The sequence below is a fragment of the Methanoregula sp. UBA64 genome, from assembly GCF_002502735.1.
Lineage (GTDB): Archaea > Halobacteriota > Methanomicrobia > Methanomicrobiales > Methanospirillaceae > Methanoregula.
Window position 1 is genome coordinate 16,329 of sequence record NZ_DAQC01000008.1, and the last position, 21,032, is coordinate 37,360.

Genomic DNA, 21,032 nt, shown 5'->3' on the forward strand with positions numbered 1-21,032 from the left:
CATGTACAAAAGGGATACCCTGATCCATGCAGCCCCGGACGATCACCTTCTCAAAGAACGTCTTTTTGCCCCTGACCACCGTCTGCCGGAACCGGTGCGGGTACTGTTCGTTCAAGACCCCGGTGCAGGACGGGTGCCTCATGATGCCGGACAATGTAGAGGCGCTCCTTCTCCGCGGCAGGGATGCAGGGTGCACCGAGGCGCTCTTTACCTTCGGGGAACGGCCCGAAGAGGAGCCGGGGTTTTCGAGATATCTGGAAAAGACCGGCTACGACACCATCCTCGATTACTGCGAAGCGATGTGCAAAAAGAGCATAGAGTACGGGATTCTCCCGCACACGAACGCCGGGATCCTCACCTATGACGAGATGAAGCGGCTCCGGAAGGTGAACGCGAGCATGGGGCTGATGCTCGAAACCACCGCACGGATCCCGGCCCACAACGGCTCGAAAGGGAAAGAGCCGGAGGTGCGCCTTGCCATGATGGAGGATGCAGGAAAGCTCAAAATCCCGTTCACCACCGGCCTCCTCCTCGGGATCGGCGAGACCGTGGCCGACCGCGAGGAGTCGCTTTTGGCGATCCGCGACATCAATAAGAAATACGGGAATATCCAGGAGATCATCCTCCAGAACTTCTGCCCCAAGGACAACACCCCGATGGCCGCATTCCGGGTGCCGGAAACGGAGGAGATCTGCGAGACGATCAAAATGGCGCGCCGGATCCTGCCAGAGGAGATCGCGATCCAGATCGCCCCGAACCTGATCGATGCCTCAACACTCATCTCCTGCGGGGTGGACGACCTTGGCGGCGTCTCCCCGGTCACCATCGATTACGTGAACCCCGAGCACCCCTGGCCGGCGATTGACGATCTCAAAACAATCGTCGGCGACGCAACGCTCCGGGAACGCCTCTGCATCTATCCCCGGTTCATCCGGGCGGGGTGGTTCGACGCCGGCCTGCAACCCCTAATAAACCGGCTCGACCAACGTATATCCACAGGGAGCAGGAAACCGTGAAGCAGAAAAAACTCCTGTATACCGGAAAGGCCAAGTCGGTCTTTAAGACGGACGAAAAGGGAACGCTGATCGTAGAATTCCGCGATGATATCACCGCGTTTGACGGCGGGAAAAAGGACACCTTAAAAAACAAGGGCAGCTACAATGCAAACGTCTCCGCGTACTTCTTTTCGTATCTTGAAAAGAACGGGGTAAAGACCCATTTTGTCAGGATGCTCGATGAGAAGCGGATGGTGGTCCGCGAACTCTCGATGATCCCGCTCGAAGTGATTGTCAGAAACCTTGCGGCAGGCTCGATTGTGAGGAACTATCCGTTCAAGGAGGGCACACCGTTAAAACCGCCGGTCATCGTCATCGATTACAAGGACGACTCCCGGCACGACCCGATGCTCAACGACGAGCTGATCGTTGCGCTCAAGCTCGCGACCCCGGCAGAACTCAAAAAGATCAAGGAGATTGCACTCAAGATCAACACGCTCCTTGTAAAACTCGTCGCAAAGCAGGGGATCACGCTCGTGGACTTCAAGCTTGAATTCGGCCGGCAGGGAAAAACGGTCTACCTGGGCGACGAGATCAGCATGGACTCGATGCGCCTCTGGGATAAGAAGACCGGCGAATCGCTCGATAAGGACGTGTACCGGTTCAACAAGGGCGACGTGATGGCAACCTACAACCGGGTTGCGGCACGCATCACGAAAAAGGCAAAGCCCGCTGCTGCAAAGAAGAAGACCACAAAAGCGGCAGTGCCAAAAAAGGCCGCAAAGAAACCCGGCAAGCGGTAGATTCCACAACACATAAGTTGTCCCTCGAAAGATAATCGTACGAGGAAGGGTGGGCAGGACAATCATGGCAGAGGTGTCGCAGGAAGAAGCGGATATGCGCAAGTGGACAACCGCGATAGCGAGGAAGAACGGGTGGATCCTAAATCCCGACGAGGAACACCTGCGCATTGTCCTCAAGGGGTTAGTAAGGAACAAGGAGAAGTTCGGGAGGCCCTACTGCCCGTGCCGGCTCCGGAGCGGGGACGAGGAGAAGGACCGGGCCATCGAGTGTCCCTGCATCTACCACAAGGACGAGATCGCAAAAGACGGGCACTGCCACTGCCTGCTGTATTATAAGAAACCATAATCTTTTTTTTTTATGACCTTGGGTAGTTCCCGATCGCCCGGGCTTGCACCGGTTTCCGGGGAGAGTCCGGCAGTCCTTATTCTCGGCAGTTTCCCGTCGGTGCAGTCGCTTGCAAAACGCGAGTACTACGGCAACCCGCAGAACCGGTTCTGGGCGATCATGGAGAACATCTTCGGGATAGACCGCTCCCTGCCGTACGCAGCCCGCACAGCGCAGCTGGCCAAATGCCGCATCGCGCTCTGGGACGTCCTTGCCTCCTGCACCCGCAAAGGGAGTGCCGACGCATCGATCCGGGAGATCGTCCCAAACGATATTGCCGGGTTCCTGGAGATGCACCCCTCCGTCAGGTGCATTGCGCTCAACGGGACCGCAGCAGGGAAGTTCTTCTCCCGGGACACCTGCCCGGTCCCGGCAATCGTCCTCCCCTCGACGAGCCCGGCCAATGCCCGGCAGTCATTGGAAGAAAAGACCCGGATCTGGAGTACCTGCCTCGCGGAATATCTGCACTAAAAAAGAGATTTTTTCATCCGGCCATCTAGCGTTCGAGCCGGAGCTTGAGGAAGATAACGTGGTAGATCGCATAGAACCCGCAGAGCACGGCGGCTGTATAGCCGAGGATCGCGATCCACATGACCTCTTTTGGCATGGTGACCGGCGACGCCTGGAGCACGAGCGACGACCCGACCACGAGCGCTGCCACCACAAGGCCGATCATGATCTTGTCGCTTGCCCGGTCGAGCGCCATCTGGAGTTTCTTTAAGTCCGTATCAACGACTTCGAGCCGGACGGTCCCGGTCGAGAGGCGCTTGAGCATGAGGTTGACGTTTCTGGGCAGGTCGAATGCCGCATCCACCGCTTCCAGAAGCGAGTTCGATGCACGCTTTGCATAGCCGGCGGAGAGCACATTGGAGTCGGTGAGCTTGCGCAGGTACGGCGTGATCTCTTCCCCAAAGGAAAACTTCGGGTCCAGGTGGATGGCGACATCGTAGACCATGACGAGGGTCTTTAACAGGAGCATCAGGCTCATGGGCACCTTGATGTTGTAGTGCCGCATGACTTCGGTGAGCTCGTTTATCATGAGGCCGAAGTTGAACTGGGCGATCTGGTCCCCGCCGCCGAAATCGTGGAGCATGATGTAGAGGTCGTCCCTCAGGGCCTCGCGGTTCTCCTCGGCAACAACGATCCCGAAGCCTTCGAGGGCCTTTAAGATCATATCCACATCGTCCGTGGTGAGGGCAAAGAGCAGGTTGATGAAGAGCTGCTTCTTCTCCGGCCGGAGCACCCCGACGATACCGAAGTCCAGGAGCACGAGGTCCCCGGTCTCGGAGACGAGCATATTGCCCGGGTGGGGGTCGCCGTGGAAGAACCCGTCCTCGAAGATCATCTTCAGGTAGGCGTAAAAGCCCCGCAGCGCGATATCGTGCGGGTTGCACCCCTGCGCCTTGATCGCCTCGATATTGTCGACCCGCACCCCTTTCACGAACTCCATGACGAGGATGTGGGGCGAGGAGTAGTCCCAGTAGACTTTCGGGAAATGGATGCCGGGCACGTCGCGGAAGTTCCGGGCCATCCGCTCCATGTTCCGGCCGTCGCGGGTGAAATCAAGTTCCTTTCGGATCTGGTTGGCAAAGTCCTGCACAAGGCCGACCGGGTTGTACATCCGGCTCTCGGGGAAGACCGCCTCGATCCTCTCGGCCATGGACTGGAGGATGGCGAGATCGTTTTCTATCTGGTCGGGGATACCGGGGCGCTGGATCTTGACCGCGACCACGGTCCCGTCGCGGAGGACCGCACGGTGGACCTGCCCGATCGAGGCCGATGCAACCGGCGTCTCGTCGATCTCGGAGAACCAGTCGCCGAGATCCGGGCAGGACTGGTGGAGCACCGCGACAACGTCCGAGAACGGCAAGGGTTTGGCATGGTCCTGGAGTTTTTTGAGCTGCGCGATCAGCTCCGGCGGGAATATCTCCGTCCTCGTGCTCATGATCTGCCCGAACTTCACAAACGTGGGGCCGAGCTCTTCGAGCGCCATGCGGATGCGCTCGTACGTCGTGGACTGGTCCGGCTGCGACGATTCGGATCCCGGGAGACGGAACCGGGTCCTGCCCGGGAATGCTTTTTCAAGGGCTATCCCAAAACCGTATTTCGTTAAAACATCGATAATCTGCGCGTACCGCCGGATACGGGTGACCATGGATACAGTTTGGCAGTGGGGCTACTTAATGCTGGCTTTTTTTGATCAACCGGCGGGGCAGGGCCGGCCGGGGCCGGCTCAGCAGGAGTCCGGCTTAGAAAAGACCACGATCCGGTTCGTGTTGGTGCCGCACTCGTTGTTCCCGACACCCCAGATATGGGAGGTCTTGGAGAAGACCTGCTGGTTGATGATCACGCATTCGCAGGAAAACCCGGCGTCCTGCCCGAGCGGGACCACGTGCTCTTCCAGGCGGACGGTCTTTTTGCGCACTTCGCCCACCTCGAACGCCACCCAGCCCCCGGGTGCAGTGATCCGGTAGAGTTCGGAGAATACCGCTCCCATCACCGCGTTCCATTCCGCGACCGTTCGGGCCATCGTGATCGTCTTCCCGATCGCCTCCTCGTCGAGGCCGCAGAACCAGCACCGGAGCCAGTTGTCGTCCCGGTACTGGACGATATCCAGAAACGGCGGCGAGGTAACCGTCAGCTTCACCGTCCCGGTACCGATGGACGGGGTATCCCGGGCATCACCGGTCAGGAACCGGGCGCCCTCCCCGGCACGGGCGAGGCGGGCCATTGCTGCGGGAGTAAGCCCGGAGAGCAGGCTCTTTGATTTCTTCAGGATCAGGGCGTGCGTGTCCCGGTACTCCGGCACCTGGTCCCGTTTTTTATTGATACGCCGCTGGCTTTCGGGAGAGACGGCCTGGTTGGGGGGGAGCGTGTAGACAGAAAAGAAGCCGGAGGAGTGGCCGGTGAGCCGGTTGGTGGCTGCCATCCGGATCCACGCATCGGTCGCATCCGCAGTACCCTCCTCGTTTCGGGCAATCAGGTACTCCCGCAGGGCCGCGATCTCCTGCTCGGTCTGAGGATGGTAGAACATGGAGAGGTCCCGGTCTGCCTGTCCGCCGTCCCGCGGGATCGTCTCCAGCCGGGCCGCGATCTCCGGCAGCGTGGGCGGGAAAAACCGGGGCTCCGTGAGCAGCCGGGACAACGGGTTTGCATCGTTTGCGATAACGTTTCGTCCCGAGAGCCCTGCTTCGACCGCAGTCGTACCGCGTCCCGAGAACGGGTCGTACACGATCTCCCCGGGACGTGTCAGAAGGTCGATGAAAAAACGGGGCAGCTGCGGCTTGAAACAGGCCCGGTAGGAGATCTCGTGCAGGGACGAGGCCTGGCGCTGCCGGGATGTCCAGAACTCTCCCGTGTACTGCCGGATACCGGAGAGACCCGGGGGTTTTCCCACGAGCACCAAACGATCCCCCGGGCCCCGGAATGCGGCAAGGCACGCGTGGAATGCTCGTGGGGTTTTCCGGTAGGTACCTGCCATCGGGATCGCTTCCGTGATACATACCGTTGTGCCGGATAACGGTATATCACCTGTGTTCCGGAGTTATATAAAAAAAGAATCAGGACGGGACAAAAAGGGCGGGACACCGTACCCGTTCAGCCGGCATGGGCCCCTTCCTCGTCAAACTCCCGGGGGTACCGGACGGTGCCGTGGATGCCGTCGAGCGCCCCGTCAACCAGGGGATATGCCATGAACACCTCGTTCCTGCAGGGGAACGGTGCCTTGATTCCCATCACCGGTGCCGGGGTAAACCCGAACCGGGGGTAATAGGAGGGATGCCCTACCACGATCACGATCCGGTGCCCCTGCTCCCGGCAGATCCTGAGCCCCTCTTCCACAAGACCGGAACCAACGCCCCGGCACTGGTATTCAGAAAGAACGGAGAGTGGCGCAAGAGCCACGGCCGGTATACTGGCATGTTCGGATTCGATCGAGATCGGGGCAAAGAGGATATGGCCGATAATTTTTCCATCGTGAACGGCAACAAGGGATGAGCCGGGGATATAGTCTCCCCCGTTCCTGAGGGCCCGGACCAGCCGGGCTTCCCCGTCCTGGCCAAACGCCTCGCGATTGACGGTATCTATTGCAGGAATATCGGAGGGAATTTCAGATCGGATAAAAAACGAGTCCATCCTGTAATATACGCAGTCTGAGGTAAAAGAAGGAGCAGACCGGGAACACCCCGGGATCGCGGTTCATTCCTGGCTCAGCACCACGGAGACCACGCTTCCGGCTATTTTTTCCTCAAGGGAGCGTTTGAGCTCGGCGGCAAATGTCTGGACCTCCCCCATCTTCTGCTCCGGGTTAAACCCAAGGGAGATCTCGATGTAGATCCTGCTCCCTGACCGGCGGGAGCGGACACCGTGGAATTCATCGTATTTCTCGAACGAGCCGGAGAGTTCCCGGAGGATGACCAGCTGGAGCTCTTCGTCAAGGGTCTTGTCAAAGAGATCGGGGAGCGATGAGGAGAATTCCCGGTACCCGGCAAGGATAAGGAACCCGATGATGACAAACGAGACCACCGGGTCGATGTAGCGCGCCCATTCGTACCCGATGAAGAGTACCGAGAGCACGAGCGCGGACAGGATCAGCAGGTTGGAGAAGGTCTTTGCCCTCCGCAGGCGCCACTGCGCCTCCATGATCGGGGAGGGGTCCTGCTCGGAACGGTGGCGATAGGCATGCCAGTGGTGGTAATCCGCGATGCTTGCAATGCACATCAGCGGGATACCGATGTATGCCGCATCCATGTCGAACTCCTCGGGATGCGTGAGCCGGTGGAGGGTAAACAGGAAGAGGATGCAGATGGAGATCCCCATCACACCGCCGGTGATGATCCGGGTTAATGTCTCGAACTTTCCCATCCCGTAATCGTAGGTAAACTTCCCGCCGGCCTTCATTCTCCTGATTATCAGGAGGGCAAAGAGGGAGGCCAGGATCTCGTTTGCACACTTGAACGCATCGGACAGGAGGGTGGCCGACCCTGACAGGAGAATGGCCGCGATCTCCGGGATCAGGATGAAAACGTCCGTGCAGACCCCGGCGGAAACCAGCTTCTCGCGGGACTTTTTTGGCTTGTCGTTCCCACTTGAATTCACGGAGGGCTGCATGATCTTTCTGGTACGTTCAAACGAAAAAGAAAAAATTTCAGGTATGCGTGAAGTAGGCCCGGATACCGCTCTTGTCCGCGGCATCGATCCGGGCAAAGGCAACCCGCTCGAACTGCACGACCTTACCGGCCTCTGCCTTCACGGCAGGCTCGCAGGCACCCTTCATCTCCCCGTCCTGCGTGAGAAGCGTGCAGGGCGTGGCTGCCTGCACCGGGAGCCACTGGATGATCTTTGCCTTTGCCGCCCGGGCATCGGCAAGCGAGTCCCCGCCGTACGAGAACGAGGGGGTTTCGCCAGTCCATGTAACATTCACGTTGAAGAGGTCTTTTAACCGGACCATCGAGGTCCCGAAAACGATCTCGCCCTTCGGGAGGAGGACGGTGCCGGTAAATTCCAGGGAACGCGATCCTTTCTCCTCATGGCCCGGGTGGAGCATGGCATGGGCAGTCCGGACCGGGGCACCCCCGATCTCTGCCTCCAGCGGGTCGGGCACGAAGAAGTACCGGTTTGCCACCGGGTCCACGATCTTCTTGTTCTCCGCGTACAGGTTGTCCCACGAAAACGAGATGTCCACATCGCCGATCCCGATCGCGATCATCGCGTTTTTCACGGCATCGGGGCTGATCCCCCGCCGGGCAAGGGCGCGGAGCGTCCCGAGGTGGATGTCGTCCCAGCCGGTGTATTTCCCCTCGTTGATCCCTGCGTGCATCTGGGAAGTGGAGAGTACCACGCCCTCGATTCCCATCCGGCCATAGTGCCGGTACACCGGGACCTTCCAGCCGAAGTGGTCGTAGATGTAGCGCTGGCGCCGGGTGTTTGCTATGTGATCCTTCCCGCGGATCACGTGCGTTACGCCGAGCAGGTGGTCGTCGGCAACCACCGAGAAGTTCATGAGCGGGTAGACCCGGGCGTCCCCGATCTTCGGGTGGAGCGGGGCATCGAGGATCCGGAAGATCGGATAGTCCCGCATTGCCGGGTCGGGGTTCAACAGATCGGTCTTGACACGGACCGAGGCTTCGCCTTCCTTAAACCCACCGTTGAGCATCTTCTCCCAGAGGGAAAGTGCTGTTTCGACCGGCTGGTCGCGGCAGGGGCAGGCTTTCTTCGCGTCTTTTAACGCCTTGAAGTGCTCGTTCTCGCAGGTGCAGACGTACGCCCCGCCGCGTTCGATAAGCTGTTTGCAGAGATCGTAGTAGATCGGGAACCGTTCGCTCTGGGTAACCGTCTCGGTGATCCCAAGGCCGAGCCACGCGATATCCTCCTTTACCATCTCATAGGCTTCGGGGTCGACGCGCTTGGGGTCCGTATCCTCGATCCGGAGGATGTACCGGCCGCCGTACTGTTTCACGTAGGCATCGTTGAGCGCCGCGGCCCGGGCATGACCGATATGGAGCGGACCGGAGGGGTTTGGCGCAAACCGCATGACAACGCCGTTCTCGGCTCCTTCGAGCTCGGGAAGCACCTTCTTCTTCTCGTGCTTCTCGTGGAGCGCGGCAAACATCTCCGGGGAAAGGGACTGGAGCTTTGCCACCCGCTCCCCGGGGGAGAGGGCTGCTACGTCAGCGATGGCATCTTTTGCCGCCGCGGACACTTCCTTTGCCTGCTTACGGAGCTCGGGATGAGCCCCCATGACCATCCCGATAACCGCTCCTGCCTGCGGTACGCCGCCGTGCTTGACCGCGTTCTGGAGTGCACACAAAAAAAGCGCGGCCTTTATCTCGTCCCCTGCCATCCTAGAAGCTCCGGGTTACGAAGAATTCTCCGACGTCCATGATGAGCTGGCGTTCCTTTGTCGGGGGAAGGACCATGAGCAGGCGGTTGGAGTCTTCGACAAGATCGGCAGCCTTCTTCTTCACGGCATCGATGACGCCTGCATCGGCAAGTTCCTTTATGGCGGCCTTAATGTCGGCCGGCGAGAGTTCGCGCCGGTACTTCAGGAGGTCGACGCCTTTCTGCCGGGCAATGATCATAATTAAGGTCTGTTTGCCCTCGCGGAGATCGGAACCCTGATCCTTGCCGCTCTTTTCCGTCGGGGTCAGAAGATCGATAAGATCGTCCTGGATCTGGAACGCAATGCCGGTGTTGAGCCCGAACTGGTACAGGGCTTTTACCTGCTCCTCGTTCCCGCCGGCAAGCGTGCCGCCGATGGCTGCTGCCGCCGCATAGAGGACACCGGTCTTCTTTGCTACCATCTCCATGTACTCCTTCTCGGTTACATCGGTCCGGTGCTCGAACGACATGTCCTGGTGCTGGCCCTCGCAGATATCTGCGCAGGCCCGGGCAAGGAGTGCAGTCGCTTTGACCTTTGCAGCATCGCCGGCCTTTGCCTGGCTGATGAACTCGAATGCCCGGGCATAGAGGACATCGCCGGCAAGGATCCCGGTCGGCATGTCCCACTTCGTATGAACCGTCGGCACCCCGCGCCGGAGCGAGTCCCCGTCCATGATATCGTCGTGGATCAGGGTGAAGGTGTGGGTAACTTCGAGCGCGAGTGCTGCCGGCATGATATCGGCGGAACTCCCGCTCCGTACTGCATCAGCCGCAAGCATGACCACCGCGGGCCGGAGGCGCTTGCCGCCGGCGTTTAAAAGGTGGGCGGAGGCCTTGTCGAGCTCTCCGGTGGCGCGGTTGAAGTTCGTGTCAATCAGGCCATCGATCTTCTGTGCGACCGATTTTAAGTACGGTGATAGTTCCGACATCGTTGTTCTCCTTAATTGATCTTGAGCCGCTGGCCGTTCTGCATGATGTGAACGTCGTTACCGAGCGTGTAGCCGAGGTCTGCGGAAAACTCGGCGTAGGCCGCGGTCATCTTGATGTTCCCGTGGGCCGGGACAATGTGCTGCGGGTTTAAGAGACTGATAAACTCGTAGTGGTCCTCGCGGTACGCATGCCCGCTCACGTGGAGGTCCGGGAAGAGTCGGGCGCCGGCCATTCTCAGGTGCGTCTCGACCATGTAGCGCTGGCCGTAGTTCATCGGGTTCGGGATCACGTTTGCCGAGAAGAGCACCTTGTCGCCTTTTGCGATCTGGTACGGCGTGTCGCCGAGGGCCATCCGGGTCAGGATCGATCCCGGCTCTCCCTGGTGGCCGGTGATGATCGGGAGGAATTTTTCTTTTCCGGCCTTCATCATCCGGCGCAGGGTCCGGTCAACGGTCCGCCGGTTCCCAAAGACGCTCGTGTCCGGGGGAAGCGAGACGAGTTTCATCTGTTCGGCCGTGACCGAGTACTTCTCCATCGAGCGGCCAAGGAGCACCGGCTTTCGCCCGATCTCGTGCGCACACTCGGCGATGGTCTTAACCCGGGCGATATGGGACGAGAACGTCGAGACAATGATCGAGTTCTTGTCGTCCTCGTAGCTGGTGATGACGTCCCGGACCATGTCCCGCGCCATCCGCTCGCTCGGGCAGCGGCCCGGGCGGTCGATATACGTACTCTCGACAATCAGCGCAAGCACGCCTTCTTTTCCGATCTGGCGGAACCGGGCAAAGTCCGGCGGTTCTCCGATGACCGGGCTCCGGTCGAGCTTGAAGTCGCAGGCGTAGACAATCGCGCCGTGCGGGGTGTGGAGCACCGGGGTCACCGTGTCGATGATCGAATGCTGGGTCCGCACGAACTCGAGCACCAGGTGCTGCGAGATCGTGTACCGCTGGCCGGGCTTAAGCGCGAAGAGCTTGTTGTTCACCCCGAACTTCTGCTCGCCCGAGATCTGCTGCCGGATCAGTTCGGTTGCATAGGGCGACGCGATGATCGGCGCATTGTACCGGTGCGCCAGCTTCGGGATCGCGCCGATATGGTCGAGGTGGCCGTGGGAGCAGACGATAGCCTTTACCGTCCCCTCGACCGAGTTCATCATCGTATCGTCGGGTATCGCCCCGATCTTGATCAGATCGAGGGAGTGCATATTCTCAACCTCCGCGTCCTCGTGGATCATCATCTGGTCCAGGCGGAGCCCCATGTCGAAAATGACAATTTCTTTCCCGCAGCGGACTGCGGACATGTTCCGTCCGACTTCGTTGTACCCGCCCACTGCTATAATCTCTATATCCATGTTTGTACTCCTGTTGTTTTTTTTTTGGTAAAAGGCCGTTTTTTTAAAAAAACTGCCTCACATCTCGTGATATGCGCCGGTGCGCTCCCCGATCATCTGCCGGGTTTTCCCCGTAATATACACACGGGTCGAGCGCAGGTCGGCGGTCCGTGCGGCACCGCACAGGAACATCGCTCCCACCAGTTCGCGGTGGATCGTCTCCACGCGGGCACTAAGCGCCGCGTCGCTCTCAAGCGCCGGTTTCAAAAGCGGCATCGCCATCCCGGTAAGGTCCGCTCCCAGGGCAAGGCACTTTGCCATGTCGATGCCGGTGCGTATCCCGCCCGATGCAATCACCGGGCCGCCGGTCGCCGCTACCTCGGCAAGGCTTACCACCGTGGGGATGCCCCATGCGGAGAAGTCTTCGCCAAGCGTCTGTAAGGGCCGGTCTTTTTCGTTTTTGCTCTCGCCGGCCCGCACGCTCTCGACTGCTGCCCATGAGGTGCCGCCCCAGCCGCCGATATCGATGGCCTTTGCGCCGGCGCCCCAGCACCGGCGTGCCACTTCGCCCGAGATCCCGCAGCCGGTCTCTTTTACGATCACCGGTGTTTTCATCTCGGAACAAAGCTCTGTAATCGCGGCAAGGCAGCCGGTGGCATTATGATCGCCTTCCGGCTGGATCGCTTCCTGGAGGAAGTTGAGGTGGATCGCAAGAGCGTCCGCCCCGATCATCTCCACGGCCTCCTCTGCCCATGCAGTCCCGTGTTCGCGGAGCTGCACGGCACCGAGGTTTCCTACGATAAACGCGTGGGGCGCTTCGTCGCGGACAACAGCGAACGTGTCCGCGAGGGACTCGTCCTCCAGCGCCGCACGCTGCGAGCCGACACCCATCCCGAGACCGAACCGTTCTGCGATCCGGGCGAGGCGGGCATTGGTCTCCTTGGTCTTCGGGTGACCCCCGGTCATTGCCGAGACAAAGAGGGGCGAATTTAGCGTATGGCCGAGGAAACGGACAGAGAGGTCGATGTTGCGCATATCGCACTCCGGCAGGGCATTGTGCGCCAGCCGGACATCGCCGAATCCTGCATCGCCGCACTCCACGGCCTCTTCCGCGCAGATGCGCAGGTGGTCGAGCTTGCGCGACGATGTGAACCGTTTCTTGTCAGCCATAGTGGTTAGTTCCCCCTCACTTTTGTCCCGCCGTGGTCGTTTCCACAAAGGAAATCGCCCAGGCGCGAGACATGAAAGATATCGGACCCGGTGCCGGCTTTTGCCAGCCCGAGCAGTTCGTCAATTTTCCCTTTCATTCCACCGGTTACATCGGTATGTGACGAGTTGCCGATCTGGAGGTTTGCGACAGTCGCCGGAGTGATCTCCGGTACCACGCGTCCCCCATCCAGCACTCCCGGTACATCGGTGGCGAGCCCGACGCGGCTGCATTTGAGCGCAACCGCGAAGTACCGCACGAGCTGGTCGCCCGATACGATACACGCTCCCCGGGAAAGGTCCATCACCACGTCGCCGTGGATCACAGGGACCATCCCGAGCGCAAGCATCTTTTCGATATGCCGGTGCTCGAATGCGATAAGCCGGCCGTTGTCCGCCACGCCCGCATGGAGCGGGTGGACGCCTGCTGCCGCGATACCGGCTTCCCGTAAAGAAGAAACGACGGCATCGTTTAAGGAACTCACGGCCCGGTGCGTGACCACGATCCCTTCCGTTGCCCCGACCTCTGCCCCGCGGTCCAGGTGGTAGCGGTGCGCCTCGGGGTGCCCGCAGGAACCGGCGCCGTGGACGACCACGATCTCCGCTGCGTGCGCCCGGGCGATCGCCCCGGCGATCTCGGCAAGAGCTGACTTGTTGATCGCACAGTCGGCACCCTTGTCGGTGATCACGCTGCCGCCCAGTTTTACTATCACGCGCTCAGACATTCTTCTCCTTCCGTACCCCTTCGGTATCGATCCCGGTCACGATCGCCCGGGCATCGCAGGACTCTATCGCGTGGGCAACCCGGTGCCGGATCGGTTTTGCGCAGAGGGCGACCATGCAGCCGCCGCCCCCGGCCCCGGTCAGTTTCGCACCAAACGCCCCGGCCGACCGTGCGGCAAGCACGAGCCGCGAGAGCTGCGGGTGACCCACACCCAGCGCTTCAAGGAGCGCATGGTTCATGTTCATGTACCGTCCCAGCTCGCGGTGGTTTGCCAGGTGGTGGATCGCAGCAAGGCTCACGCCTTCGATGGCATCGAGGATCGGATCTACGATCTGCGGGTTGTGCTTCTTTAAGTCCGCCACCTGCTCGACCATCTTTGACGTGCTGTGGGAGACGAGCGAGTCGCCAATCACCAGATACATGTTCTCGGGAGGCAGGCGCCTGCGGGACGTGCCGGTGATAAGGACAACGCCGCCGAATGCGGAGACGGTCGTATCCGTGGGGCTCGCCCGCCCTTTCTGCACCTTTTTTTCGATCTCGAATGCCATGTTTGCGACATCTTCCCGGGTCTTCCCGAGGCCGAACTCGTCGTTGATTGCCGAGAGCGTGGCAACAGTCACCGCAGCGGACGACCCGAGGCCGGAGGAACTGGGGATCTGCGAGTTGATGTATACGCTCCCCATGACCCCCATCGCCTCAAAGCACCCGTCGATATAGGGGGACTTTGCCCGCTGCGGTCGCTTGGATCTCCTGACCGTTACAAAGACCCGGGGCTTGATGGCCATGGCAATGCCGGGCTTCCCGTATACCACCGCATGTTCGCCGAACAGAAACACCTTGCCGGGTGCACTCCACGTTGCCAACCTACATCACCGCAATGGCTGCATACCCTACGACCGCGTCCCGGTCGCCGGTTGCATCGCCGCTCGTACCGTACCGGATCAGCTGCCCTTTTTCCGCCCCCATGTGCAGGCAGGAAGTGATCATAGCGCTGATCGGTCCGTATCCGCAGGCAGTCAGGCGCTTTTCCCGTATCCGCCGGTAGAACTCCGGTACATCGAGGTTCTCGACTGCCTGGATCGCATACAGGTCGCCGTCGCGGGCAACCTGCTCCGGCACATAGTGCGAGAAGTCGCTCGATGCCACGATCCGGATATCCCGTCCTGTCATCCGGTGCGCCGCCACGATCTTCTCGGCCACGGCCATGGCATGGGCAGGATCCTGCTCGCCCATCATAACGGGAGCGATCTTCGCTTTCGGGAACCTGTACCGGATGAACGGCAGCTGCACCTCGATCGAGTGCTCGGTCACCTGGGCCATCTCGTCAACCGGGAGATCCAGTTCCGCTGCAAACTCCTCGTCCGTTTCAACCGGGCCAAGCGGCGTGTCCCACGAGATCGCCGAGATACAGGTGAGGTACCCGTTATGGGACGGGCCGATCACGACAAAGGTACCGGAAAAATCGGGGGAGATGGCCGAGAACGCATGGGCTGCAATCTGCCCGGAATAGACATACCCGGCATGCGGGCATACTATTCCCTTGGCATCGGTGGCAGGCCCGGTCCCCGTAAAGAAACCGCCGATGAGGTGTCCGAGGCGGGCAGGATCTTTTGGATAGAACATCCCCGCCACGGCGCACGGACGCGTCATCATCGGATCAACCCTCTGGTCGTCCTGTTATATCTAACGATCGGTCCAAAAAATGGACCGTTTCAGATCTCGGTTTCGAAATCTTCCTGGGTGAGTGCCGTCGAGATCCCGCGGATCTTGAGCATCTCCCTTGTCAGCAGGAAGTAGATCATCGAGAGGGCTTTCCGGCCCTTGTTGTTCGTGGGGATCACGAGGTCCACGAACTTGGTCATGTTGTTGGTGTCGCAGAGTGCAACGACCGGGATGCCGCACTGGACGGCCTCGTTAATGACCTGTGAATCGCCGATCGGGTCGGTGACGACGATGACCTTGGGCTCGATGTATGCTTCGAGCACGGGGTTGGTGAGCAGCCCGGGGATGAACCGGCCGGTGGCCGACATCGCGCCGATAGTGTCGGCAAACTTCTTTGCCGGGTACTGGCCGTACTGCCGGGAGGTGACCACGAGGATCTCGGGTGCCTCGTACTTGCTTAAGAACTTCGCCACCGTCTTGATCCGGGCATCGGTCTCGCGGATATCAAGAATATAGAGACCGTCACCGCGGACGCGGTAGATAAACTTCTTCATGTCCTCGCTTTTCTGCTGGGTGCCGATGTGGACACCGGCTGCCAGGTACTCCTCGACGGGGATGAGCGGTTCCTTTAATTCAATTTCCATCTCGTTGACTTGGGTCATAGTTGTTCCTCTATGCGGATAAGTTCGTTGAGTTTTGCAATGCGTTCGCCACCGACGACCCCGCATTTTAAGAAGACGCAGGAGAACGCCGTAGCAAGGTGCGCAATCGTGGTATCCGTGGTTTCGCCGGACCGGTGACTCATCACCGTGTCCAGCCCATGGGTGTGAGCGAGGCGGACGGCCTCGAAGGTGTCGGTCAGGGTGCCGACCTGGTTGGGCTTGATGAGGACGCAGTTTGCGGATGCACGCTCGATGCCCTTTTCAATGCGGTCGACCTGGGTTACAAAGAGGTCGTCCCCGCAGAGCAGGCATCGGTCGCCAACCTGGCTGTTGAGTTCTGCAAACCCGTCGAAATCGTCCTCGTGGAGGGGATCTTCGACATAGACGAGATTGTATTTATCGACCAGTTCGGCGATATACGCGATCTGGTCCTCGGTCGAACGGACACGGTCGCGGTACTTGTACCCCTCGCCGTTCCACATCTGGCTCGATGCAACATCGATCCCCATGTCGACCTGGACATTCATCTCGTCTGCCACACGTCCGGTTGCCTCGGCAATGAGCTCAAATGCGAGGGCATCGTCAATCTGCGGTGCCCAGGCACCCTCATCACCCTTGCCGGCGGCAATACCTTTCTTCTTTAAGATATCCTTGAGGTTTTTGTGGACGGCGGCATTGGCAAAGACTGCCTCCTCCGCATCCGCCGCGCCGCCCGGAACCACCAGGAACTCCTGGATCTCGGTAGCGTTTGTGGCATGCGCACCGCCACCGATAACGTTCCCGAGCGGCAGCGGCATCTCGTTGACAAACGCCCCGCCCAGGTACCGGAAGAGCGGCAGGCCGAGCGCCGAGGCCGCAGCCTTTGCATTTGCAAGGGAGAGCGCGACCGCGATATTTGCCCCGATACCGGAGAAATTCTCCGTTCCGTCGATATCACGGAGCTGTGCATCGAAGCACTCCTGGTCGGCAGAATCCATCCCGACGAGCGCCGGGACCAGGCTCTCAATGGCATGGTCGATGGCCTCTTTGGGGGGCAGGACCTTTGCCTCAGCCGCGCCGGTGGAGGCGCCGCTCGGGGCTGCCGCCCTCCCGTGGCCGCTTGCCGTGTATACGTCCGCCTCGACGGTCGGGTTCCCCCGGCTGTCAATGATCGTCCGCAGCTCGATTGCCTCAATCATCGTCATAGTGGCCACACGTCCTTATCTTCGCTTTACGGTAATGGGGATAATGTTCGCGTTGAATTCCTCGATGGCGATCTCCAAAGGATCGATCCGGGAGGTAGTGACGAGTAACGGAGCACCCATTGATATCTGCAGAGCCCTTGCTCCAATAATCCGCGCCCGTTCATACCGGGTGTAAACCTGCGTCTGCATTCGTTGTCCTCAAAAATTGTTCGATAGTGCAATTTGGTACAGTTGGAAAATGGGGTCGCTGAGATTCGAACTCAGGTCACTGCGTCCCGAACGCAATAGGATAGTCCAGGCTACCCCACGACCCCTCGGTCATATCACTGGTACGGGTTGAGCTCATCAATGATCTCTTTGTGTGTTAAGAGCATCCGCCGGCAGCAGTATCGGGTGATACCGAGATCGTCGAGGATCTTTTTAGGATCCTCGCCTTTCTCCCGCCGTGCCTTATACTCTTCCCACGCTGTGGAAATAGGTTTTCCGCAGGTGAAACATCGTACGGGTATCAAGATTGTCGACCTCTCATATATTGGTTGCTTAACGATAAGACTTTTGGAACTTCTTGCGTGCGCCACGGCCGTGAGGCTTCTTGGTTTCTTTCTGGCGCGAGTCGTTTACCAGGAGCGTTCTGTCGTATGTCAGGTACGCATCCTTGATTGCGGGATCATTGGACCATTCCATGATGCCGCGGGCGAGCGCGGTACGGACGGCCTCTGCCTGTCCCATAACCCCTCCGCCAGAGACTTCGATGGTCACATCGATCTCGCTTGCCGCACCGGGCACGAGAAGGAGCGGCTCGGCGATCTTCATCCGGGTGGTCTCGGTGCCGTACTTTTCGAGCGGCACGGAGTTGACCCGGATCATGCCTTTGCCGGCCTTCACGGTCGCCCGTGCAATTGCCGTCTTGCGTTTTCCGCTGGTGTTAATGATCTTTGCCATACCTGACCACCTTAGAACTTCGCTCCGAGAGCTGTGCTGACTGCCCCGAGGGTTACGAACTGCGGGTTGTTGAGCCGGTCCATGTGAACTTCCTCGGGGACTTCCATCTTCGCATTGGCGAACTCTGCCGGGACGCCGACATAGCACTTGATGCGCTTGAACGCGTCAATGCCGCGGGGGCGCTTGTAAGGGAGCATGCCACGGATCGTGCGCTTGACGATGTGGTCGGGTCTGCGGGGGAAGTACGGACCCCAGTCGGTCGACCCGCGCTCGCGCTTGTGGTAGTAGTTGCCAAGCACGCGTGCGCGGCTGCCGGAGATAATAACCTTCTCGACGTTCACGATCGCGATCTCTTCACCGGCAAGGGCGCGCTGGGCGGAAACGCTTGCGAGCCGTCCGAGGATGAGGCCGTCGCCATTGATTACGGTAACCATGTCTTTCTCACCTCAGGATCCGGACACCGCTACCCTTGGGGTTGTCCTTTAACAGCTGTTCGATGGTCATGCACTGCCCTTTTGCGTCCGCGATCTTGCTTGTCGCCGATGCAGAAAAGTTCAGCGCGGCAACCTTTACGGACTGCTCCAGCATGCCGCTGCCCAGCACCTTGCCCGGGACGATGATCGTCTCGCCGTTCTGGGCGTAGCGGTTGATCTTGGACAGGTTGACCTCGGCGTAGTTCCGGTTCGGGGTCTCCAGCCTGCCTGCAATTTCGCGCCAGATCTTTGCCTCATTCTCTCTCGACGTGTTCTTCAAGAGTAAGATGAGGTTGGTAAGACGGGGGTTCGTCTTCTCCACGGTTCTTGTCATTTCTTCTCCTCCCCTGAAATTTCGCTTGTCTGTCTCTCCAGCTCATCGGCCTGCTCCTTAACAAAGGAGAGCGCCTGCACCATGATCTCTTTTACCGGCAGCGAACCGTCGCCTTCGACCACAAAGATATACCGGTCGGGTTCGGCGGTGATCTTGATTGCCGGTTCTTCACCGATTCCGCTTGCCAGGCAGGCCCGTTCGCAGAGCTTGCACATGGAGCAGTCGGGAAGTTTGCCCTCGATAACGGTAACCTTCTTGCCCTTGACTGCAAGGATCGTGCGCGGGCATTCGTCCACGCACATCCCGCACGCATCGCAGGTGTCACTGATCGTAATGATCGGGTGATTCTTGTACCCGCAGACGAGGGTCGGCTGCCATTTCGCATGCACCGTGCCCTTATTGAGCACGGCACGGGCCTCGATAACCAGTTTCTGTCCCTTCGTGAGTTTCACGATGGGGACGTTGTCGTACACGGGCGCGGCTTTGGGGTCCTGCGGGATGAGGTCGCTTGACATGACCATTTTCGGACCCTCAACGCTGAGCGTGTAAGTCGACGTGCAGGACGGGCATCCCGCCCCTCCGCACGAACATGATTCCTGAGTCGAGTAACTGCTGAGATCGGTCTTGATTGGGATGAGCCCGAGCCGGTGCGCCAGCATTTCGTCGAAGAGTGCGCTCGTGTTATCGTAGATGCGCACGTCCTCGATGGCAAGGGTCGGCACTTCGCCGATCATTGCACGCCGGAACGCATTGGCAAATCCGGGCTTCGCTCCCGAAAGGGTGAAACGTGCCAGATTGTCGTCCAGACTCGCGAATTCGATCTCCATCACACTCTCCTTCCCCGTCTGCCTCCCTTAGGACGGCATGAGTCGTGCGGGACGGGCGTGACGTCTTCGATACGGCCGATGCGCATGCCGGCACGGGCAAGCGCACGGATTGCTGCCTGTGCGCCGGGCCCGGGGCTGCGCTGTTTGCCCTGGCCGGGTGCACGGACTTTCACATGGACGCCGACAATGCCCTTTTCGCGGGCGATTGCGGCAACGTTTGCGGCCATCTGCATGGCTGCATACGGGGAACTCTCGTTCCGGTCCTGCTTGACGACCATGCCGCCGCTCGACTTGGTGACGGTTTCCGCGCCCGAGAGATCGGTGACGGTGATGATCGTGTTGTTAAAGGAGGCGAAGATGTGTGCTACGCCCCACTTTTCCTTCTCGTTTGCCGCCATCTTAGTTCACCCCTGCGCCGGTTGCCGGGCCTGCTGCCGCTGCACCTGCGGGTTTGGTGATCCGGACACGTTCTGCGTGGGCACCATCGGTGTACGGCGACTTGCCGTAGTAGGAGATGCCGTTTTCCTCACCGCGCCTTACAACGTATCCCGGGACGGTGACACGCTGGCCGTTGATTGCGATGTGGCCGTGGGTAACGAACTGACGTGCCTGTTTCGGCGAGCGGGCGAGGCCTTTCCGGTAGACCATGGTCTGGAGCCGGCGTTCGAGCTGGGCCTGGACCTTGAGCGCGAGGACGTTATCGATGTCCGCATCTGCACTCAGGAGACCGGCACGCTGCATGTGGCTGATGAGCTCGGTCTTCTTTGCCTCGACGCGTTCTTCTGCCGTGCCGTTCGACTTGAGGGCGAGCAGGTCACGGGCGGCCTTGCGGTACTTCCTCAGGTGGCTCTGTGCCTTCCAGACCTCACGCTTGTTGCGCAGGCCGTACTCGATGACAAGCCGGGTCTCTTCCTCGATCCGGGTCTTCTCCCACGGGCGCTTGGGCGTCTGGTAGGACTTATGGTTCTTGCCTGGGTATCCCATGATTAGTTACCCCCCTGTCCTTCCTTGGTCTTCTTGACACCGACGGTGATGCCGGTTCTGCCGGTGGACTTGGTGCGCTGCCCGCGGACCTTCTGGCCGGTTTCGTGGCGGATGCCACGGTAGCAGCGGATCTTCCTCATCATGTTGACATCTTCGTCGCGGGTGAGCGTGACGTCGGTGCCGAAGAGGTGCTTGTCCTCACCGGTGTAGAGATCCTTGGGACGGTTTGCCATCCATGCAGGGATGCTCCCGGCGTACTTCTCAACTGCGGCGCGGATCCGGTTGACCGACTCCTCATCCATGAGACCGAGCTTTGCGTACCCGTCTACCTGGGCCATCCGGGAGATGACCGTGGAGGTATGCCTGCCGACACCCTTGATGCCGGTCAGTGCTACCCGCACCGACTTCGTGCCGTCCAGATCGGTGGTACCGACCCGGACAAAATATCTTATTTCTTCTTCCTGAGCCATCCAATCCCCTCGATTTTGAGATTTTCTCTATGAAGCGCTGAGGGAGGGATTTGAACCCTCGAGTCCTTTTGGGACACAGGTTTAGCAAACCTGCGCCATACCAGGCTTGGCTACCTCAACAGAGCAATCTCGCATCTTCTCAGACACTCGCAATGGTTATTCCATTGCTCCATGAATGGTGCTTCATAATATGGTAGGGTTAGGGTAATAAGTGTTGTGGGGGAATTCCCCCCATCTGGTCAAAA

At 59.8% G+C, this 21,032-nt stretch carries 26 protein-coding genes and 2 tRNA genes; 4 read left to right on the top strand and 24 right to left on the bottom strand.

All coding sequences use genetic code 11. The features are described from left to right. Positions 1 to 26 precede the first annotated feature (26 nt). From cofG to BP758_RS10530, 4 genes are all read left to right on the top strand, one after another. Positions 27 to 1,016, top strand: coding sequence for a 7,8-didemethyl-8-hydroxy-5-deazariboflavin synthase CofG (gene cofG / locus BP758_RS10515; RefSeq protein ID WP_292370837.1), 990 nt, complete (start codon positions 27 to 29; stop codon positions 1,014 to 1,016). Beyond that, positions 1,013 to 1,798: a phosphoribosylaminoimidazolesuccinocarboxamide synthase gene (gene purC, locus BP758_RS10520; protein ID WP_292370838.1), complete on the top strand. Its 786-nt coding sequence runs from the start codon at positions 1,013 to 1,015 to the stop codon at positions 1,796 to 1,798. Before cofG ends, purC begins: the two co-directional genes overlap by 4 nt. 64 nt (positions 1,799 to 1,862) lie before the next feature. After that, complete coding sequence (locus BP758_RS10525; RefSeq protein WP_292370839.1) at positions 1,863 to 2,144, top strand: ferredoxin-thioredoxin reductase catalytic domain-containing protein; 282 nt, start codon at positions 1,863 to 1,865, stop codon at positions 2,142 to 2,144. Positions 2,145 to 2,156: 12 nt separating this feature from the next. Next, positions 2,157 to 2,654, top strand: a complete 498-nt coding sequence (locus BP758_RS10530) for a DNA-deoxyinosine glycosylase (RefSeq protein ID WP_292370840.1) — start codon at positions 2,157 to 2,159, stop codon at positions 2,652 to 2,654. A gap of 25 nt (positions 2,655 to 2,679) precedes the next feature. On the opposite strand, the gene BP758_RS10535 is transcribed toward BP758_RS10530, so the two are convergent. The 24 genes from BP758_RS10535 to BP758_RS10650 form a co-directional block, all read right to left on the bottom strand. Next, positions 2,680 to 4,338 carry an ABC1 kinase family protein gene (locus BP758_RS10535; RefSeq protein WP_292370841.1) on the bottom strand — a complete coding sequence of 553 codons (1,659 nt, stop codon included), beginning with the start codon at positions 4,336 to 4,338 and terminating at the stop codon, positions 2,680 to 2,682. Positions 4,339 to 4,416: 78 nt separating this feature from the next. Then, entirely contained in the window at positions 4,417 to 5,664 is a 1,248-nt protein-coding gene (locus BP758_RS10540; RefSeq protein WP_292370842.1) for a DNA methyltransferase, read from the bottom strand. Between the two features lie 116 nt (positions 5,665 to 5,780). Beyond that, positions 5,781 to 6,317 carry a GNAT family N-acetyltransferase gene (locus BP758_RS10545; protein ID WP_292370843.1) on the bottom strand — a complete coding sequence of 179 codons (537 nt, stop codon included), beginning with the start codon at positions 6,315 to 6,317 and terminating at the stop codon, positions 5,781 to 5,783. A gap of 63 nt (positions 6,318 to 6,380) precedes the next feature. Further along, on the bottom strand, positions 6,381 to 7,292 hold the full coding sequence (locus BP758_RS10550) for a cation diffusion facilitator family transporter (RefSeq protein ID WP_292370844.1): 912 nt from the start codon (positions 7,290 to 7,292) through the stop codon (positions 6,381 to 6,383). A 37-nt stretch (positions 7,293 to 7,329) separates the two neighbouring features. Beyond that, complete coding sequence (locus BP758_RS10555; RefSeq protein WP_292370845.1) at positions 7,330 to 9,024, bottom strand: glutamate--tRNA ligase; 1,695 nt, start codon at positions 9,022 to 9,024, stop codon at positions 7,330 to 7,332. A gap of 1 nt (position 9,025) precedes the next feature. Further along, positions 9,026 to 9,991 carry a polyprenyl synthetase family protein gene (locus tag BP758_RS10560; RefSeq protein ID WP_292370846.1) on the bottom strand — a complete coding sequence of 322 codons (966 nt, stop codon included), beginning with the start codon at positions 9,989 to 9,991 and terminating at the stop codon, positions 9,026 to 9,028. Positions 9,992 to 10,002: 11 nt separating this feature from the next. Further along, positions 10,003 to 11,340 (bottom strand): RNase J family beta-CASP ribonuclease, encoded by a 1,338-nt coding sequence (locus tag BP758_RS10565; RefSeq protein ID WP_292370847.1) that lies wholly within the window; start codon positions 11,338 to 11,340, stop codon positions 10,003 to 10,005. Positions 11,341 to 11,397: 57 nt separating this feature from the next. Next, the gene (gene fni, locus BP758_RS10570) at positions 11,398 to 12,489 is read right to left on the bottom strand and encodes a type 2 isopentenyl-diphosphate Delta-isomerase (protein WP_292370848.1); all 1,092 of its coding nucleotides are present in this window, start codon (positions 12,487 to 12,489) and stop codon (positions 11,398 to 11,400) included. Positions 12,490 to 12,494: 5 nt separating this feature from the next. After that, the gene (locus BP758_RS10575) at positions 12,495 to 13,250 is read right to left on the bottom strand and encodes an isopentenyl phosphate kinase (protein WP_292370849.1); all 756 of its coding nucleotides are present in this window, start codon (positions 13,248 to 13,250) and stop codon (positions 12,495 to 12,497) included. Then, positions 13,243 to 14,112: a mevalonate kinase gene (gene mvk, locus BP758_RS10580; protein ID WP_292370850.1), complete on the bottom strand. Its 870-nt coding sequence runs from the start codon at positions 14,110 to 14,112 to the stop codon at positions 13,243 to 13,245. The genes BP758_RS10575 and mvk overlap by 8 nt, the downstream gene beginning before the upstream one ends. A gap of 1 nt (position 14,113) precedes the next feature. Continuing rightward, the gene (gene amrB / locus BP758_RS10585; RefSeq protein ID WP_292370851.1) at positions 14,114 to 14,902 is read right to left on the bottom strand and encodes an AmmeMemoRadiSam system protein B; all 789 of its coding nucleotides are present in this window, start codon (positions 14,900 to 14,902) and stop codon (positions 14,114 to 14,116) included. A 59-nt stretch (positions 14,903 to 14,961) separates the two neighbouring features. Beyond that, positions 14,962 to 15,573, bottom strand: coding sequence for a 30S ribosomal protein S2 (gene rpsB / locus BP758_RS10590; protein ID WP_292370852.1), 612 nt, complete (start codon positions 15,571 to 15,573; stop codon positions 14,962 to 14,964). Further along, complete coding sequence (gene eno, locus BP758_RS10595) at positions 15,570 to 16,757, bottom strand: phosphopyruvate hydratase (RefSeq protein ID WP_292370853.1); 1,188 nt, start codon at positions 16,755 to 16,757, stop codon at positions 15,570 to 15,572. The genes rpsB and eno overlap by 4 nt, the downstream gene beginning before the upstream one ends. Positions 16,758 to 16,772: 15 nt before the next feature. Further along, positions 16,773 to 16,946, bottom strand: coding sequence for a DNA-directed RNA polymerase subunit K (locus BP758_RS10600; RefSeq protein ID WP_292370854.1), 174 nt, complete (start codon positions 16,944 to 16,946; stop codon positions 16,773 to 16,775). Between the two features lie 50 nt (positions 16,947 to 16,996). After that, positions 16,997 to 17,071 (bottom strand) — tRNA-Pro (locus tag BP758_RS10605). A gap of 9 nt (positions 17,072 to 17,080) precedes the next feature. Then, positions 17,081 to 17,269 (bottom strand): DNA-directed RNA polymerase subunit N, encoded by a 189-nt coding sequence (locus tag BP758_RS10610; protein ID WP_292370855.1) that lies wholly within the window; start codon positions 17,267 to 17,269, stop codon positions 17,081 to 17,083. Between the two features lie 28 nt (positions 17,270 to 17,297). Then, the gene (locus BP758_RS10615; RefSeq protein WP_292370856.1) at positions 17,298 to 17,699 is read right to left on the bottom strand and encodes a 30S ribosomal protein S9; all 402 of its coding nucleotides are present in this window, start codon (positions 17,697 to 17,699) and stop codon (positions 17,298 to 17,300) included. Positions 17,700 to 17,710: 11 nt separating this feature from the next. Then, a complete protein-coding gene (locus BP758_RS10620) occupies positions 17,711 to 18,133 on the bottom strand; it encodes a 50S ribosomal protein L13 (RefSeq protein ID WP_292370857.1) in 423 nt (140 codons plus the stop codon). 7 nt (positions 18,134 to 18,140) lie between these two features. Continuing rightward, entirely contained in the window at positions 18,141 to 18,506 is a 366-nt protein-coding gene (locus BP758_RS10625; RefSeq protein WP_292370858.1) for a 50S ribosomal protein L18e, read from the bottom strand. Further along, on the bottom strand, positions 18,503 to 19,333 hold the full coding sequence (locus BP758_RS10630; protein WP_292370859.1) for a DNA-directed RNA polymerase subunit D: 831 nt from the start codon (positions 19,331 to 19,333) through the stop codon (positions 18,503 to 18,505). Before BP758_RS10630 ends, BP758_RS10625 begins: the two co-directional genes overlap by 4 nt. After that, a complete protein-coding gene (locus BP758_RS10635; RefSeq protein ID WP_292370860.1) occupies positions 19,333 to 19,731 on the bottom strand; it encodes a 30S ribosomal protein S11 in 399 nt (132 codons plus the stop codon). The genes BP758_RS10630 and BP758_RS10635 overlap by 1 nt, the downstream gene beginning before the upstream one ends. A 1-nt stretch (position 19,732) precedes the next feature. Beyond that, positions 19,733 to 20,317, bottom strand: a complete 585-nt coding sequence (locus BP758_RS10640; protein WP_292370861.1) for a 30S ribosomal protein S4 — start codon at positions 20,315 to 20,317, stop codon at positions 19,733 to 19,735. A 2-nt stretch (positions 20,318 to 20,319) separates the two neighbouring features. Beyond that, complete coding sequence (locus tag BP758_RS10645; protein ID WP_292370862.1) at positions 20,320 to 20,787, bottom strand: 30S ribosomal protein S13; 468 nt, start codon at positions 20,785 to 20,787, stop codon at positions 20,320 to 20,322. Positions 20,788 to 20,822: 35 nt separating this feature from the next. Beyond that, a tRNA-Ser gene (locus BP758_RS10650) sits at positions 20,823 to 20,907 on the bottom strand. Positions 20,908 to 21,032: the final 125 nt, after the last annotated feature.